Origin of the sequence: Williamsia sp., assembly GCF_036566845.1 — a bacterium.
In the GTDB taxonomy this organism is placed as follows: Bacteria; Actinomycetota; Actinomycetes; order Mycobacteriales; family Mycobacteriaceae; genus Williamsia.
This window is the reverse complement of sequence record NZ_DATCVM010000136.1, coordinates 16759-33675: the sequence shown is the minus strand read 5'-3', so window position 1 is coordinate 33675 and position 16917 is coordinate 16759. Positions and strand designations below refer to the sequence as shown.

At 64.7% G+C, this 16917-nt stretch carries 14 protein-coding genes; 6 read left to right on the top strand and 8 right to left on the bottom strand.

Going from position 1 to position 16917, the window contains the following annotated elements:
- Positions 1-14 precede the first annotated feature (14 nt).
- From VIQ49_RS12960 to VIQ49_RS12950, 3 genes are read right to left on the bottom strand one after another with little or no spacing between them, the layout of a single operon-like run.
- The gene (locus VIQ49_RS12960) at positions 15-1340 is read right to left on the bottom strand and encodes a condensation domain-containing protein (protein ID WP_331885151.1); all 1326 of its coding nucleotides are present in this window, start codon (positions 1338-1340) and stop codon (positions 15-17) included.
- A gap of 40 nt (positions 1341-1380) precedes the next feature.
- Positions 1381-2841: a condensation domain-containing protein gene (locus VIQ49_RS12955; protein ID WP_331885149.1), complete on the bottom strand. Its 1461-nt coding sequence runs from the start codon at positions 2839-2841 to the stop codon at positions 1381-1383.
- 17 nt (positions 2842-2858) lie between these two features.
- The gene (locus VIQ49_RS12950) at positions 2859-4355 is read right to left on the bottom strand and encodes a condensation domain-containing protein (protein ID WP_331885147.1); all 1497 of its coding nucleotides are present in this window, start codon (positions 4353-4355) and stop codon (positions 2859-2861) included.
- Positions 4356-4971: 616 nt separating this feature from the next.
- Between VIQ49_RS12950 and VIQ49_RS12945 the strand changes: the two genes are divergently transcribed.
- Both VIQ49_RS12945 and VIQ49_RS12940 read left to right on the top strand, forming a co-directional pair.
- Entirely contained in the window at positions 4972-5973 is a 1002-nt protein-coding gene (locus VIQ49_RS12945) for an ATP-binding cassette domain-containing protein (RefSeq protein ID WP_331885186.1), read from the top strand.
- Between the two features lie 71 nt (positions 5974-6044).
- The gene (locus VIQ49_RS12940) at positions 6045-6836 is read left to right on the top strand and encodes an ABC transporter permease (protein WP_331885184.1); all 792 of its coding nucleotides are present in this window, start codon (positions 6045-6047) and stop codon (positions 6834-6836) included.
- A gap of 29 nt (positions 6837-6865) precedes the next feature.
- Here the strand turns inward: VIQ49_RS12940 and VIQ49_RS12935 are convergent, their stop codons facing one another.
- Complete coding sequence (locus VIQ49_RS12935) at positions 6866-7741, bottom strand: glycosyltransferase family 2 protein (protein ID WP_331885145.1); 876 nt, start codon at positions 7739-7741, stop codon at positions 6866-6868.
- A gap of 69 nt (positions 7742-7810) precedes the next feature.
- Positions 7811-9097, bottom strand: coding sequence for a glycosyltransferase (locus VIQ49_RS12930; RefSeq protein ID WP_331885143.1), 1287 nt, complete (start codon positions 9095-9097; stop codon positions 7811-7813).
- Positions 9098-9247: 150 nt separating this feature from the next.
- Between VIQ49_RS12930 and VIQ49_RS12925 the strand changes: the two genes are divergently transcribed.
- The 3 genes from VIQ49_RS12925 to VIQ49_RS12915 are packed head-to-tail and all read left to right on the top strand — an operon-like array spanning position 9248 to position 13254.
- Entirely contained in the window at positions 9248-10564 is a 1317-nt protein-coding gene (locus VIQ49_RS12925; RefSeq protein ID WP_331885141.1) for a glycosyltransferase, read from the top strand.
- Complete coding sequence (locus tag VIQ49_RS12920) at positions 10565-11884, top strand: hypothetical protein (RefSeq protein WP_331885139.1); 1320 nt, start codon at positions 10565-10567, stop codon at positions 11882-11884. It begins immediately after the preceding gene.
- 23 nt (positions 11885-11907) lie between these two features.
- The gene (locus VIQ49_RS12915) at positions 11908-13254 is read left to right on the top strand and encodes a hypothetical protein (RefSeq protein ID WP_331885137.1); all 1347 of its coding nucleotides are present in this window, start codon (positions 11908-11910) and stop codon (positions 13252-13254) included.
- 8 nt (positions 13255-13262) lie between these two features.
- On the opposite strand, the gene VIQ49_RS12910 is transcribed toward VIQ49_RS12915, so the two are convergent.
- From VIQ49_RS12910 to VIQ49_RS12900, 3 genes are read right to left on the bottom strand one after another with little or no spacing between them, the layout of a single operon-like run.
- Positions 13263-13916, bottom strand: a complete 654-nt coding sequence (locus VIQ49_RS12910) for a Maf family protein (protein WP_331885135.1) — start codon at positions 13914-13916, stop codon at positions 13263-13265.
- 24 nt (positions 13917-13940) lie between these two features.
- Positions 13941-14189 (bottom strand): acyl-CoA carboxylase epsilon subunit, encoded by a 249-nt coding sequence (locus VIQ49_RS12905; protein WP_331885133.1) that lies wholly within the window; start codon positions 14187-14189, stop codon positions 13941-13943.
- The gene (locus VIQ49_RS12900; RefSeq protein WP_331885131.1) at positions 14186-15814 is read right to left on the bottom strand and encodes an acyl-CoA carboxylase subunit beta; all 1629 of its coding nucleotides are present in this window, start codon (positions 15812-15814) and stop codon (positions 14186-14188) included. Before VIQ49_RS12900 ends, VIQ49_RS12905 begins: the two co-directional genes overlap by 4 nt.
- Before the next feature lie 160 nt (positions 15815-15974).
- Between VIQ49_RS12900 and VIQ49_RS12895 the strand changes: the two genes are divergently transcribed.
- Positions 15975-16814, top strand: coding sequence for a biotin--[acetyl-CoA-carboxylase] ligase (locus tag VIQ49_RS12895; protein ID WP_331885129.1), 840 nt, complete (start codon positions 15975-15977; stop codon positions 16812-16814).
- The last annotated feature ends 103 nt before the right edge of the window (positions 16815-16917 follow it).

The window sequence follows — 16917 nt, the reverse complement described above, 5'->3', positions numbered from 1 at the left end:
CGGTACTGGCTGGTTTACCCCATGAGACTAGTGCCAGAACCGGGCGCCGGTTGCGGGGAGTTGATGTTGGCCAGGAATTGACCGAGCTTGTCGAGGAACTCTCCGATCACAGCCTGCGCGGCGGGTGTTCCGGGATACCGCGTCCGCAACGCCAATCCGCGGTCGGTACGCGAGAGCCAGAACTGTGCATCGTCGGCCGAAGTCGCATTCGAGATGTGCTGGGCACTGATGTTCTCGTGCGCCGACGAACCCGGCAGGGGGCGATAGTCGACATAGGACACCATGAAGATGTCGTTTCGTTGGGGTCTGAGACCGCCCATTGCCGCGAGTACGTGGGGCACAGGGATCTCACCGAGGCTCACCGCGTTGCGCAGCGCCGGTCCCGTGCGCTGAACCGAGTCGATGAAGTCGTCGGTCGCGACGACGTTCAGGGGTGCATTCGTGGTGAACCATCCGACTGCTCCACGCCACTCCTCTGACCGCCGGGTATGCAATGGGAACAGCAACGACATCTGCGGCCCTCCACCGAGTTCGCGGATACACCAGGCCATCGCCGCCAGGAAGCCGGCGAACACAGTGGCACCGTTTCGCCGGCACAGGGCCTCGAAATCGTGTGTCGTCTCTGCGTCCAGAAGTCCGCGCAGATCAACGGCCTGCGGAGCGACCTGTCCCTTCGACAGCCCGAGTTCGAGAGGAAACGCGGGCGGTGTGTTGTCGTGTTCGTCGAAGAACGTCAGCCAGGCCCGCATCCGCGGGTCGCGGGAGGTCACGACAGCTGCCTCCGACTCTGCGGCACAGAAGTCCACAAAACTGCCGGCCATCGGCAGTGAATCGGCGGCGGATCCATCCGGCGTGGCCAGGCATCCCTGATACAGCTGATGAAGGTCGTCGACGATGATGGACATCGAGTACGCATCGACGTGGACGTGGTCGAATCCGCAGATGATCGTCGACCGGTCCTCCCGGTCGATCGCCGCGAGCAGAAATGCGGGGTAGTCGAATGGGTGGCACGCGGCGTCGAGTTCGTTGCGAAGCAACAGGCGCAACTCTTCGGAGGTGGACGTCATGATGGTCGGAGCCGGCCGCAAGATCAGGCGGTCGGGATCGTGGACCTCGCGATCGATCTGATCGTCGCGTCGCACAAATGAGCTGTGCAGCGTACCGTGCCTGCTGATCAACAGCCGGTAGGCCGCAGCGAGTGCGGTGGGGACAATCGGGCCGTCGACATCGAATGCGGCTGCAAGCCAGACACTTCCACTGTCGACCGCTTCCAGGTGAAACCTCTGGTTGAACGACAGGGGTACCTGTGAGCCGATCGCCACGCTTGTGGTCGAGTCCACCGTCCACCTCATCAGCCCGCCGGGTGCGGGGGTGTAGTGGTCAATCGTGGTGACGTGCAAGCGTGGACTCCTCAGGGCAGGGTTCGGGTACAGCGTAGTCCCCATCGCGTACAACGCTGTTGATCACGGTCCAGAGGTGTTCGTGGTAGCGCTTGACCGAAAGTCGGGCGACGGTGGTGTCCGGTGTCTGGCTGCCGAGGTACAGACGCGAATGATCGCGATTGAACCACATCGACGCGTTCGAGGTTCGTCCTTCGCCCGTGAAGAGGACCCCACGATCATAGGCCGGCGTACCGTCGCCCGGGAACCATCTGAAATCGATGTAGGACAGCAGATTTGGACTCTTTGCAACGTCCTGTGGTGAGGCCCCTGCCGCGAGGAGCGCGCCCAGTACGGTTGGCGTGGGTACGGCAGCGAGGCGCTTCGCACGGGTGTGGCCTGCCTGCGCGGACGGCAGCAGGTCGGTGAATGTCGGTGAGCCCGAGACGTTGAATGCGACCGGGGCAAAAGCGCAGAACCAGCCTTGGGACAGGGCGAAGTCGGCGGTCATTCGAGTGTTCAGGACGCTGATGCCGAAATAGTCTGTGCGAAAGGCCAGCTCGTACTCCGTGATCGCAACCGCGGCAAAGATCCCACTGATGAGCTTGGTGCCCGACGCCTTGCAAACGCGATCGAAATCGTCGAGACCCGTCGCATCGAGCAGGTCGAGTTCGACCGGACGCACCGGTGCGCTCTCGCCGGGCCCGAGCCCGAGGTCCAACGGGAAGCCCGGCATCGTCATGGCGTTCGTGTCAAAGATCTCAACCCACTCCCGCAGCTCTGGCGAGTCGGGGGAGAACGACTGTGCCACCTGGTCTTCCACGCGGGCGTAGTCGATGAAGCCGGCGGTCTCCGCCGTCGCGAACTCTGACGGGGCGTGAGCCCGTACATCGGAGTCGTACAACTCGGCTATCTCGGTCAGGGCCATGGCCATGGACGCGCCGTCGGTCAGTGCGTGATCGCAGCCGTAGTAGATGGTGAACCCGCCGGGCCGGCTGATGGCGCCGAAGGCGAAACCGGGCCAGTCGGTGGTGGAGGCCTCCGATGCCAGGCGCCGGTGCAGGTACTCGCGGAACTCCGAGTCCTGGTCGAACGCGCCGGCAACCGAGACCTCGAAGTCGACCGCCGCGGGGGCGACCACGTAGCGTGTCACCTCGGTTCCGTTGGTGCCGAAGAAGGTTCGCAGCCCGTCATGCCTTTTCACGAACGCGCACAGGGCTCTGGTCAAGGCGGCTCGGTCCAGATCACCGTCGATGTCGGTGCCGGATCCCAGGTACGCGTGGTGGTCAGCTCCCGCCAGGGCCGATGTGTGGCAACCCCGGACGTGGTTCGCCTGCAGGAACGGCACCGGGCCGCAATCCGGCAACGCGCTGCCGGCGAGTTCGGCGGCGGCGGCGGTCGGATGCCATTCGAGGAGCGTGCCCCCCTCGGGTGTCCACCAGTCCATCGCGGTGATGATCACAGTTACCTCGCTTCGCCTCAGGCCGGGAACTTGTCTCGTGACCCGAGCGCGGTCAGAGAACTCAGAGGAAGTGTTGCCGCGCGGTTGCCCTCGACGCTGTCGGAGAGAACTGCCACCGCGCTGTGTGCCACGTCGCCCAGGATGGCGCCGAGCACGTCGATGAATCCGTGGACGTTGGTCGTCGCGACATTGTTGCCGGGATACCGCGCCGAGATCGTCATCCCGACCGGCGTCCGCGCGATCCACATGTAGACCTCGTCGTTCGAGTAGGCCGTGCTCCGTAGCGTGCGGGCATGCCACTGTTCCCAGTCGCCGGCACCCGGGACGAATCTGACGTCGAGGTACGACACGACGAACCGTGGCGCCGAATGGTGGCCGAGGAGCTGCGCGACGCGGGGGAAGGGGAAGCGGGAGAAGCTCTTGGTGGACGACACCGAGTCTGCGGCCGCGTCGACGCAGTCGGCGAAGGTGTCGAGACCGGTGATGTCGACTTCGACTGGAATCATGCCGACGTACCACCCGACCGACTCCGCGTACTGTGATTCGGTGCGGGTGTGCATCGGCATGACAAACCGCAATGTGTCCTCGCCGGAGAGTTCGCGTGACGCCAACGCCAGTGCCGCGATGACCGCCGAGGCCAGGGTGGTTCCCAGCAGGCGGCTGTGGGAGCTGATCGAGTCGGCCTCGGTCGCCGACAACAACCACGACGACGAACCGTTCTGAAGCGAATGGGGTGCAATCGCCGAAGACTTCGGCGTCACCGGTAGGCAGAACATCGGGAACTCACCGCCGGATGAGTCCAAGAATTGCCTCCAGGTGGTGACGACCGGATCGTCGAAGTCCAGTCGGCTTCCGATCGCACGATCGGCGGTGCTGAAGTCTATGTGACTGCCGATCGCGGGAAGGCCCGCATCGGTTCCGTATAGCTCTGCGCCGTAGATCCTTTGGATCTCGTTGATCGAAAGCAGCATCGAATAGGCGTCCATCACCGAATGATCGGCACCGAAGATCAGCAGGAAGCCGGATCGCCCAGAAGTGTTGTCGCCGGTAATCGTTGCTGCCAGGCAATGAGGCCACTGCAGGGGAGAGATCTTGGTGTCGAAGAGTTCGGCCAGGTGTTGGTGTACGCGCGTACCAGTACGGAGCAGCCCGACCTCGAGGGGTGTGACGTCCAGTTGTTCGCCGGAGTTGGTGCTTCTGCGCAGTACGTTCGGGTCGTCCGGTGTGTCAGGACCTTTGGTGACCGTGGTTCGGAACGCTTCGTGGCGGCGCATCCAAGTTGTCAGGGTGCGCCGCACCGCATCGCGGTCGTATCGATGATGTATCTCGAAAACTGCACCAAGCCAATCATTTTCGGAGCACGAACCGGATCCCCGGAGGTAGTGGCTCTCGTGTTCGTAGGTCAGCGGCCGATCATCGATCGCCCAGCTCTTCAGATTGTCGCCCGTGGTCGGGATCCATTCTGTCAAGTGCCCCGCCGGTAGTGCGTAATCGGCAAGTTCGGTGAATTCCATGAGTCTGCATCCGATTCCGGGTAGTGAGTGTGACAAATGAAGAATGTCGAATGATTGCGATTGCTGAACGCGCCGTGCTCTCGGGTGCGCTTTTCAAGCTTAGAACCGGACTACGATTTTTTCATCGGCCAGATAAAGTGTCCTTCGTCACGGAAATCGGGGTGAGCGTTGCCTCGAGCCATTGAAAAAATCAGAAGACGTCGTGAAACCCGCTTTCTTGCTGGGTGTTTCGTGAACCGACCGGGTCGCCGCGCTGTCGCCTGTCGGTTACGTGCGTGTGAATGCCGAATCCTCCGATGTGTTTTCGGGGTGATGACAAGAATATTGCGAGGGCATGAACTCGCCTGGTAGGGCCGAATATTCGCATGAATATCGGGAAGGAAGCTGATCACGACGGCGTCGGAGGGTACTTGCCGAGGCGGCACTGGCTGCCTATTGTTGTTGGCAGCCGATCCGCGGGCTGTGGAGAACGGCTCGGGGGTCTGGGGTGGATGTTCCAACTGTATGTCATATCCAAGGAGCGACGATCGGCATCGTTACATTTGTCTGCACAGGCGACGTGTCAGCATCGGCGCCGCGACGATTGTGCGGCTCGCGCTAGTCGAGGGAGGATGACATCGTCATTTCTACTGACCTGGCAATCGAAGCAGTCGGTCTGACAAAGGCTTTCGGCGGCTTCCGAGCTGTCGACGGAATCGATCTGGTCGTTCCGGCAGGCTCGGTCTACGCAGTTCTCGGCCCCAACGGGGCCGGCAAGACGACGACGGTCCGAATGCTGGCCACGCTGCTTCGTCCAGATGCGGGCGGCGCCAGGGTTTTCGGATTCGACGTGGTCGGTGAGGCCACCGCCGTTCGGTCCCTGATCGGTGTCACCGGGCAATACGCGTCGGTGGACGAAGATCTCACGGCCACCGAGAACCTGGTCGTCTTCGCCAAACTCCTGGGGCACTCGCGTACCCGGGCCAAGGTCAGGGCGGAGGACCTGTTGCACGAGTTCGGCCTGGAAGGTGCGGCGGACCGTCCGCTGAAGAACTTCTCCGGAGGTATGCGCCGCCGACTGGACCTGGCCGCCAGCCTGATCTCCCGCCCGCCATTGCTGTTCCTTGATGAACCGACAACCGGACTGGATCCGCGCACGAGAGCTCAGATGTGGCACACAGTCCGCGACCTCGTGGCCGGGGGGTCGACAGTCCTGCTCACAACGCAGTATCTGGAGGAAGCCGATCAACTGGCCGACCGCATTGCCGTCATCGACCACGGCCGCCTCGTCGCCGATGGGACAGCCGACGACCTGAAGGCCGCGGTAGGGGGTTCGACACTGCTTCTCGTCCCCGCCGATCCCTCGCATGCCGCCGCCGCGGCAGCCATAGTCGCCGGATTCGTCGATGGCGACATCGTGGTGTCCGGTCCTGCCGGGCAGATCGAGGCACCGATTGCTGACCTGGAGATGTTGCCGGAGTTGCTCTTTGTCCTGCGCGGCGCCGGGATCGACGTCGAGGAGATCAGCGTGCAGAAGCCGAGCCTCGACGAGGTGTTCTTCTCGATCACCGGCCAGCCGATGAAACCGCAGCCGGTGTCGGACGAACCCGACGTCGCCCAGCACGAGGATGCGGCGTGACCGCCGGAGACGTGTCGATCGCCGGCGCGGCCGACCCCCGAGCGGTTCGATCGGTGCATCCCCTTGTCGCCTTGTTGTCAGCTCGTGCAGTGCCACAGCATGTCTCGATGACAGAGGCCGTCCGGCAGTCCGGGACGATGGCCCATCGAGGTCTGCTCAAACTCAAGCACAACCCACAGCAGCTCTTCGATGTGGTGGTCCTCCCGATCGTCCTGACCGTCATGTTCTCCACCATTTTCGGTGGGGCCATCGCGGGCGACGTGACGGGATACCTGCCGACCCTGGTGCCGGGCATCCTGGTCCAGGTCGCGGTGGCGGCATCGGTCACCACCGGAGTGCAGCTGCGGGAAGACATGGACAAGGGGGTCTTCGATCGATTCAAGTCGTTGCCCATTGCCCGGATCGCGCCGCTGGCGGGCTCACTGCTCGCCGATGTCGTGCGGTACGTGATAGCGACCACCGTGACCGTGATCGTCGGTGTTGCAATGGGTTATCGACCAGGAAGTGCAGTCGGTCTCTTTGCAGGCTGCCTGTTGGTGATCGTCGTGGCCTTTGCGTTGAGTTGGATCTTTGCCCTGATGGGCGTCCTGATGGACAAGGCGTCGACCGTGCAGGGTGTATCGATGCTTGTGCTGATGCCGCTGACGTTCGTGTCCAATGCCCTGGTGCCGATCGACACGATGCCGGGATGGATGCAGTCCTTCGCGACGGTGAATCCGGTCTCCCACTTGGTGACAGCAGTGCGGGAACTGGCGGGCGACGGTCAATTCGGCCCTGAGATCGGCTGGTCACTGATCGGAGCGCTGGCGGTTCTTGCGGTATTCGCGCCCTTGACTCTGAAGGTGTACATGGTCAAAACGTGATGGCACCGAAGATTGCTCACGTCGACCGATCACGGCATGGCACGGTCGATACTCGCCCGGAGGATGTTCCTGGCCGAGAATCTCCCGGTCTCCTTGTCGTAGGAGCGGATGATCACCAAGCGTCCGGTATGCAGGATGGTGATGGCCGGCAGGTATATGGTCGCCGCAGCTGCGGCAAGTGCAAACCTTTTGTGTAAGAGCAGTGTTCGAGGAAGGCAGAGCATGTAGGTGACAAATCCGCGGATGCTCGTCTCCATTCGCCGGGGGGATACACCCACGGTCAGGTGGGCCAGGAACGCGTTGCGTCCACCGGATTCCTGCACACACAGGCCGCAATCCACGTCCTCGAACACGTCGCGTCTCATGCTGACCTTGTCGCGCACTTCGAGCCAGGTCTCCCTACGGAGGGTCATGTTCGATCCGTAGAGCACCGGAACGTCCTTGACCGTATTCTTGGTGGTACGTGGTGGACGCAGGAGACCCACCCTCTTCTTCAGATTGCCGATCGAATCGCCGTACGGGAGCCCGTACGCTTCGCCCCGTCCGCACAATGCAGCCCAACGCTTCTCGGTGTCACTGTGGAGGAAATCGACGATGGTCTCGGCCCAGCCCGGGGGGACCAGAGTGTCGGAGTCGATGCGCGATATCGCCGGTCCGGTCGCGGCGTCGAGCCCGGTGTTCCGCGCGTAGACCAGCCCCTGCCGTTCTTCCGATACCAGGATCACCTCAGAGAACCGGTCGGCGAAGGACCTCACTATGTCGACGGTTGCGTCCGTCGAATTATTGTCGACCACAATGATTTCCAGGATGTGATCCAACTGCTCGGTGAGGCGGGTCAGGCACTGCCCGATGATCTCTTCCTCATTGAAGGTCGGCACCACCACGGACAGGCACTTCGCATCCATTGTCTCCCCCTGCGAGATCGTGGGCACGTCGGTTACGGCGAACGCCGTCTTGCGCAATGGTATCCAGTTTCATCCGGCGTCGCCGGGTCGACGCCGGCCCGCTGCCGCGTTCTCTATCAGTGTTGCGGCCCGCGCGACAGCCTTCTCCGGCCTCACGATTCGTTCGGCCAGCCCTTGCGCGCGGCGCCGGTATTCCGGGGTCAGGATCGATTCGAGGGTGTTCTGAAGGCCTTCCGTACCGATGGATTTGAGGGCGCCACCGCCTCCGACGCCGGCGTTGCGAACCTGTCGAGCCCACATGGGCTGGTCGGCCCCGACCCAGTAGATCGCGGTGGGTAGCCCCGCCCGCAGGGCCGCTGCGGTGGAACCCGCGCCGCCGTGGTGCACCGCGCCGATACAACGGGGCAGGATCGCATCATGGTCGACGGTCGAGGTCGCGAACATCCGGTCGCCGCCGTCGGGCCGCTCGAGGCCGCTCCACCCGGTGGCCAGGAGAACCCGGAGGCCGAGTCGATCCGTTGCAGTGGTGATGATCTGCATCAATCGTTCGGGGTCCGAGACGGTCATGCTCCCGAAACCTACGTAGAGGGGCGGCGGTCCCGAGTCGATCCAGGCGAGTAAGTCCTGATCAGATGTACTGTCTCCCATGCGTGTCCGGGTTGATCGATCCAGTCCCAGGAACCCCACCAGTGGCCGGACGTCACCCCATTCGTCGGCGAGTCCGGGAAAGAGGGCGGGGTCGTAGGCCTGGATCTCGGGAACCCCCTGGCGGGCGATCCGGGATGCGACGGTGGCGCCGGTGTCGTCGAGGCCCAGATCATCGAGAAGTGCCTTCTCTGCCGACCGTCCGGCGCGCCAGAGGATCTGCTCGACCAGCCTCCAGCCGGGGCGGATCAGCGGCTTGGGAAGGAGGGAGGGGGCGACCAACGACACCTGACCATTGCGGCGGACCGGGCAGTAATGCAGCGGCACGTAGGGAATTTCGCGGACCTGCGCAACATTGAGCGCGCGTTCCTGCCCGGCGCTGCCGCCGACCAGCGCATCGGCCCCGGGCGTCAGGTCCATCAACTCCCGCTGCATTGTTCGACCACCCCGCAGCGTGATCTCCGACACAGCGCGGAGTTTGGTGACCGGATTCGCGGATTTGAGGTCGCGGGAGACCAACTCGGATTCGAGCAGGGTGCGCGTGTCCGGACCGTAACAGTGCGTCGACAGTCCTGAGGCGCCTGCGAATTCGGCAAGGTTCGGTGGAACCGCCAGTGTCACAGTATGTCCGCGACTGTCCAACTCGATACCGAGGGCAACCGCCGGCTGGACATCACCGCGACTTCCGTTGAACGCCAGTACAAACTTCATCGCACCTCCTGCGAAGGTCGCGCCCTGTGCCGATGTCAGGAGTCCGCACCGGCGGTCTGGGGCACGGCTGCTGACACTGCACGACCCTAACCTCTCACCTAGGATCGTTGTCGAGTCGAAGGTTTCGTGCGCAGAACCCGGGGAGGTGGCATGCGCGTTGTGCTCGCGCTGAACGGAACGCGTGGCGATGTCCAGCCTGCGGTGGTGCTCGGTGTCGAGCTGGCCGGACGGGGACACGAGGTGGTGGTCGGGGCGCCGCCGAATCTGGCCGGGTTCGTGGAGGGCGCCGGCCTGGCCGTGCGGTCCTTCGGATACGACACACGCGCACACATGAACTCAGATCTTGTTCGAGACGGATTGCGGAAGGGCGGACCGCGCGCACGGCTTCGCGCTTTGACGGAGATCCGGGATCGGGGATGGCAACAGATGGTCGACGAGATGTTCGATCTCTGTGCGACCGCGGACATCATCGTGACCGGTTTCACCACCCAGCAGATCGCTTTCGCCTTTGCCCAGCGCGATTCGGTGCCCTTGGTCGTGCTGCATCACGCGCCGATCGCGGACAATCCGCTGATCTCGCCGTTCCCCGGTGCTCCGCTCTCCCTTCCGCCCTGGGTCAATACGCTGAGTTGGCGTCTGGTCGACCGGTTGTTCTGGATCCTGACCAGACGACGGGAGAATCGACTCCGTGCACTCCTGGGTCTGGGGCCGGTGCGAGGTGTCCTGTCCCGAAGGATGGCCGCAGCGGGCGTGACCGAGGTCCAGGCGTACGACCCGGTGTTCTGTCCCGGACTCGAGGACGCGTGGGACAACCGCCGCCCGTTGGTCGGTTTCGTCGATCTTCCGGGCGAACTGCGGAGCCGGATCGGAACCGAGGTGCCCGACCCCGCGACGGATCATTGGATCGCCGGCGGGCCGGCGCCGATCTACTTCGGATTCGGCAGCATGCCGGTTCGGGACACCGCCGGTGTCCTGACGGCAATCGAGACGGCATGCCGACGGTTGGGGCAGCGAGCGCTGATCTGTGCGGGATGGAGCGATCTGGGTCTGGGAGAGTCCGAGGCGGGAAGTATCGACCCGCGCCGGTCCGACATGATTCGAATCGTGGAGTCGGTCGACCATCGTCGGGTGTTCACCCGTTGCCGGGCGGTGGTCCATCACGGCGGTGCGGGCACCACGTCGGAGGTGATCCGCGCCGGAAAGCCGTCGGTCGTCTGCTGGGTCGGTTCGGATCAGCCGTTCTGGGGTCTGCAGCTCGAACGCCTCGGTGTGGGGGTGTCGACCCGTTTGAAGGGGATCACCGCCGAGACATTGGAAGCCAGGTTGCGCACCGTTATGGCACCCGGATACACCCAGCGATCGCAGGACCTGGCGACCAGACTGATCCCGGCAGAACAGGCGACGGCAGCCGCTGTCGACGTGATCGAGCGGGCGGCGCATCGCCGCTCGTCGGAGTCCGTCGGATAGATGAGACTCGCTCCGGAAGAGTTCACCTATTGGTTCGTCCGTCGCGCCTTCGGCTGGTCGGTGGTTCTTCAGGTGGTGTGGACCTTCGACCGTCCACCCTCGCCGGAATCATTGACCGCGGTCGCGGCAGAGCTGGCGCGGAGTCCGCTGAGCCGTGGTCTTGTCCGGTCGACGGTTCCGTTCGGTCGGCCTCGCTGGGTTCGCTCGGAGTCCGCGGGGGAAGCGATCATCGACGATTCCACGATCATCGCCGATCTCGTGGAAGAGTGGGCAGCCGACGAAATGTACACGGCGCCTTTGGATGCCGAGCGCGGTCAATCGTGGCGCCTGCGTGGAGCGCCGACCGACGACGGTGGCTTCGTGCTGTCGTTGACCGCGCTTCACCTGGTGACCGATGGCCAGGCGATGGTTGACGCTGCGGCAGGAGCCCTCTCCGGTCACGGTGCAGACTCCGTGGCGGGGGATCGGCGGGTCACCGCACGTTCACTGCTGGCGGATGGGGCAGACGGGGTCAGGCTGGTATCGGAGGCGATATCGGGCGTGGTGCGAGCCGTGTGGGCGACTACGCGGGGACGCTCGACACCGCCGGTGCCGGTGCGGCCGGACCGCTCGCCGATCGATGTGAGATCGCCGACGGCGACCGGGCGGTGGGCGATCGTCAGCGTGGATCGTGGCGACTGGGGCGCGGTGGCGGATCACCATGGAGGTACCGGCAATTCGCTCTTCGTGGCGGTGATCTCCGGACTGTTGCGGTCGAGCGGACACTCGCCGCCCGGGCAGCCGATCAAGGTGGGAATCCCGGTGAGTCATCGTACGGCGGGCGACACCGGTGGTAACGCGACCGCAGGGGTGTCGGTGTACCTGACCGACGATCCCGACCGTGGCGGCGACCTCGGTCCGATACGACGAAAGTGCAAGGCCGCGTTCACCGCGTTGTCGCAGGGCCGAAGACCGGCCATGATCCATCTGATGCCCCTGATGTGGCTCATCCCGACGTCGCTGATCGTCAAGGCGGTGAGCTCCGGAGGTGGTATGCCGGATGCGGTGGTCTCGAATCTTGGTGTGTTCGCCGCCGAACTCACGAATATCGGTGGTGTACAAGCTTCCGGTGTGGCGTTTAGGGGTATCGCCCAGGGGGTGAACGCGCAGCTGCCCTACCGATTCGGCGACGGAGTCCAATCGTGGCTGTTGGAGGTCGGCGATCAGATCACCTTCTCGGTGGTGGCTTTTGACGAATCCGCCTTCCCCGGTCGGGCGGACCTGCATCGGTTGCTGGGCGCGGAGCTCGATGCGTGGGGCGTGCCGTATCGCATCTGGTGACATGACGATCGAAGGGTGAATCAATGCATCCCACAGTGGAAGCGGGCAGGGTCGGCGGTGCCGATGAGTCGTACTTGTTGGCAGAGGACCTCTTTGGTCTCGGGGCGCCGATACAGTTCATGTGGGTCTTCGACGAGGACCCGGGTCGAGCTGCGATCGTCCGTCTCCGTGATGAGTTGTCCTGCGGACGCCTCGATCGCAGGGTCCTTCGCACTCGCGTTCCGTTTGCTCGCGACCGCTGGGTCCGGGCCGGTGTCGTGCCCGGGGTCGACTTCGGGCGAGCAGCGGTTCCCGATGCCGACATCGGGGAGTGGCTGGACGAACGTTTGCGCGAATCGGCGCTGCGCCCGGCGGACGGTCATGGCTGGAAGCTCGATGCCGTGGCCACCGATTCCGGGAAATATGTAGTCTCACTTCTCGTTTCGCACATGCTCTCGGACGGTCAGGGGCTGTACGCCGCGTTGGCACAAGCCCACGCCCAGGTGTCGACCAGCAATCTGCCGACCGCGGTGCAGGCCAGTGGGCGCAAGGGGCTGCGAGCCGACCTCTCCGATGCCGGCGGACAGGTCCGCGCCGCAGGCCGCTCCCTGGCTGTCATTGCCCGCGAGTTGTGGCGTAATCGTCATGATGCACAAGGGAAGTCGAAGGAGAAGCGGTCGCCGGCCGGCACGGACGCACGCGGCGGCCCCGATCCGACCCTGGCCACGGTCGATGTGGACAAACAGCAGTGGCTCGACTGCGCGGCCGAGCACGGTGGGACCTCGAACAGCCTCTTCACAGCCCTGCTCGCCGGACTGGTGCAGCGATCTGGATATCGGACGCCCGGCTCGCAGATGAAGATCTGCATCGCGGTGAACCGACGGGGGGACGACGACGATCGTGCGAATGCCTCGGGTGGCGTGTGGATCCGGCTATCCGGTGAGATGAACCCCCGGCGAGGTCTGGCAGAGATCCGGGCGCTGAGCAAGCAGGCGTTTGCCGACTATGCGAACTCGGGTTCGGCGCAGGTCTCGGACAACATGCAGGCGGTTGTCCGATTGCTGCCCAAGCGGCTCGTCGGGAAGCTGATGCAATCGATTCCGGGCCCGGACACGACGGTGTCCAATCTTGGTGTGGTGCCGTCGACCGCGCTCGAACTGGGCGGAGTGACTGCGTCGTCGTTCGCGATCCGCGCCATCATGACCGGACGTCCACCTGAGCATCGCCGGACGCTGGGACCGGCCGTGGCGGCGTGGGCGGTCGACTACGGTGACACGATCACGATCACGTTCTTCGGCATCCATCCGGACCACTTCGGGGACAACGAACTGCTCCGTGAGCAACTCGGCGAAGAACTGACCGGGTGGGGTCTGACGTACAGATTCTGGTGAGCCGGGCGTCACGCGTCGGTGGCCGACAGATCAGTGCCAGTCCAGAGATCGGTGACATTGACACCGACCCGATCGAGCAGGGTGCGGACCAGCGGGAGGCTGATACCGATCACCGATGAGGGGTCACCGTCGATGCCGTCGATGAACCAGCCGCCGAGGCCATCGAGTGTGAATGCTCCGGCCACCTGCAGCGGCTCGCCGGTACCCACGTACGCCGCGATCTGATCGTCGGTGGGCGAACTGAAACGAATAGTTGTTGCGACGCTGCCGGTTTCGGTGGCCACGATCTCACCGTCGATCAGTCGCAGCAGGCAGTGGCCGGTGATCAGCTGTGCCTCGGTACCCCGCATCTGCGCCCACTGGGCGAGCGCGACCTGTGCGCTACCCGGTTTGCCGGAGAGGGAGCCATCGCGAAGCAGCATCGAATCGCAGCCGATGAGAACCGAATTCGCGGCGATGTCCTCGTCGAGGCGGCCGGCGACGTCGATCGCCTTGGCGTGGGCGAGCATCGTCACGATCTCGGGCGGTGAGGACGCGCTGCCCGCTTGTGCGAGCAGCGCGTCCTCATCGACATCGGAGACCGATACCACCGGGCTGATGCCGGCGGCGCCGAGGATCTTTCGGCGTGCGGGTGACGCCGACGCCAGGACGAACCGGGTCATCGGCGATTCCCGAGCGTCACCGGATCAGTAGTCCCACCGCAGGTTCGGGAATGCGCTCGGCGCCAACCCACCTGCCGGCCGGAGCCGATCGGCGTGCGAACCCCAGAGTTCGCGGGGACCGGGATCGGCGGGCGCACCTGGTCCGCTCGCCGCGGCGAGGACGCCGACCAGCGCAGCGACCTCGGCGTCGGACGGGTTGCCCTTGACCACGGTGAGGAACGGTGCAGCCGGTGCCGCGGTCTCGTCGCCCGCGGGTGTGGTGTCGTCGCTCATAGGGGGATGTTTCCGTGCTTCTTCGGCGGCATGTTCACGATCTTGCGCTCGAGAAGCTTGAGCGCGGTGGCGATCTGTCCACGCGTGTGTGACGGCGGGATGACCGCGTCGACGTATCCGCGCTCGGCGGCAACGTACGGGTTCACGAGGGTGTCCTCGTACTCCTGCTGCAACTGCAGACGCAATGCATCGACGTCGTCGCCGTTTGCGGCGGCATCCTTGAGCTTGCCGCGGTAGACGAAGCCCACCGCGCCCGAGGCGCCCATGACGGCGATCTGTGCGGTCGGCCAGGCCAGGTTCACGTCGGCGCCCATGTGCTTGGAGCCCATGACGTCGTACGCGCCGCCGTACGCCTTGCGAGTGATGACGGTGATCTTGCCGACCGTGGCCTCGCCGTAGGCGTAGAGGAGCTTCGCGCCACGGCGGATGATGCCGTTGAATTCCTGATCGGTTCCGGGCAGGAAGCCCGGGACGTCGACGAGGGTGATGATCGGCACGTTGAAGGCGTCACAGGTCCGCACGAAGCGTGCGGCCTTCTCGGAGGCATCGATGTCGAGGCAGCCGGCGAACTGGGTCGGCTGGTTGGCGACGATGCCGACGCTGCGTCCGTCGACACGACCGAAGCCCACGATGATGTTCATCGCGCGCTCGGCCTGGACCTCGAGGAACTCGTCGTCGTCGAGCACACGGCGGATGACCTCGTGCATGTCGTATGGCTGGTTCGGGGAGTCCGGGATGAGGGTGTCGAGCTCGAGGTCCTCGTCGGTCAGGGTGTCCTCGATCGATCCGGCGGCCGGTGCGGCAACCGGGACACGCGGGGCCTCGCCACGGTTGTTGCTGGGCAGGTAGCTCAGCAGGTCCTTGACGTAATCCAGGGCGTCTTCTTCGTCGGTGCCGACGTAGTGCGCAACACCGGACTTGGCCATGTGGGTGTGGGCGCCGCCGAGGTCTTCCATCGTGACGTCTTCGCCGGTGACGGTCTTGATCACGTCGGGGCCGGTGACGAACATCTGACTGGTCTTGTCGACCATGACCACGAAGTCGGTGAGCGCGGGGGAGTAGACGTGCCCACCGGCGGCCGCGCCCATGATCAGCGAGATCTGCGGGATGACACCCGAGGCGCGCACATTGCGGTGGAAGATCTCGCCGTACAGGCCGAGCGAGACCACACCTTCCTGGATGCGGGCGCCGGCGCCCTCGTTGATGCCGATCAGCGGTCGGCCGGTCTTGATCGCGAGATCCATCACCTTCACGATCTTCTCGCCATAGACCTCACCGAGGCTGCCGCCGAAGACCGTGACGTCCTGGCTGAACACACAGACCTCACGGCCATCGATGGTGCCGTATCCGGTGACCACACCGTCGCCGACCGGACGGCGATCTCCCAGTCCGAAGTTGGTGCTGCGGTGACGGGCCAGTGCGTCGAGCTCGACGAACGAACCGTCGTCCAGGAGATGGGTGATGCGCTCACGAGCGGTGAGCTTTCCCTTCTCGTGGGTCTTCTCAACTGCTGCTTCGCCGACCGGGTGTTTGGCCTCGGCAAGGCGATTGTGCAGGTCAGTGAGTTTTCCGGCAGTTGTGTGGATGTCCGGCGCCGCTTGCGCGTCCTGGGGGGAACTCGTCATGGCCTTGATGCTATCCACACCGTGTGAAGACGGTGCGCGCCGGGCTAACCTGAGGTTTAACTCACATTTGAGGTGGGGGGTGCCGGACACGGGCGGATCCGGGTGCCGAATCGTGGCCGGAACCGACGTTGAATCGTGGTCGGGCCAATAGGCTGAGGGTATGAATCCGCAGGCAGCGAACCGCGTCCCCATCGACGAACACACACTTCGAGACGCCGTGGCCGGTACGCGCTGGCAGTCGGTGCGGGTGGTCGAGGAAACCGGTTCGACCAATGCCGACCTGGTTGCCCTGGCCGCGAGCACGGACAGCGTCGGTTCGGTGCTGGTCGCAGAACATCAGAGCGCGGGACGCGGACGGCATGCCCGGCACTGGGAGAGCCCACCGCGCACGCAGGTGGCCATGTCCGTCGCGGTCGCCGCGGATTCTCCGGATGCCCCGTCCGCGCTCGGCTGGCTGCCGCTGTTGACCGGGCTCGCGGTGGTGGAGGGCATCCGGGCGGTCAGCGACCTCGCGCCGGTACTCAAATGGCCCAACGACGTACTGCTGCCCGAGCCCGGTGGGACCACCGACGGCGTCGGCGGGCGCAAGGTCTGCGGGATCCTGGCGGAACTGACCCGCGGTCCGTCGGGGACGGTCGCGATCATCGGGATGGGGATCAACGTGAGCCTCACCGAGGCCGAATTGCCGGTCCCGACCGCGATTTCGCTGGACCTGGCGGGCGCTGACGTCAGTCGGCAGGACCTGGCCGCGGCGGTTCTCACCGCGCTGTCCCGGCGCCTGCAACAGTGGCCGCAGGATCTCGACGGCCTGCGCCGCGACTATCGCGACAACTGCGTGACGCTCGGTCATCAGGTACGCGTGGAGCTGCCACTCGACGAGCAGCTCGAGGGCGCGGCCGTCGAGATCGACAACACCGGGCGGGTGGTGGTGGAGGACGCCACGGGTAAGCGGGTGGCGGTGGCAGCCGGCGACGTGACGCACCTGCGCGTCACGGACTGAGCCCCGGTCGGGCCCGGGCCCAGGAATGGACGAACTCGCCTGCGCGAATCCTGCAGGCGAGTTCGGATGTGATCAGTTCACGGTGAGATCGGTTCAGGCTGAA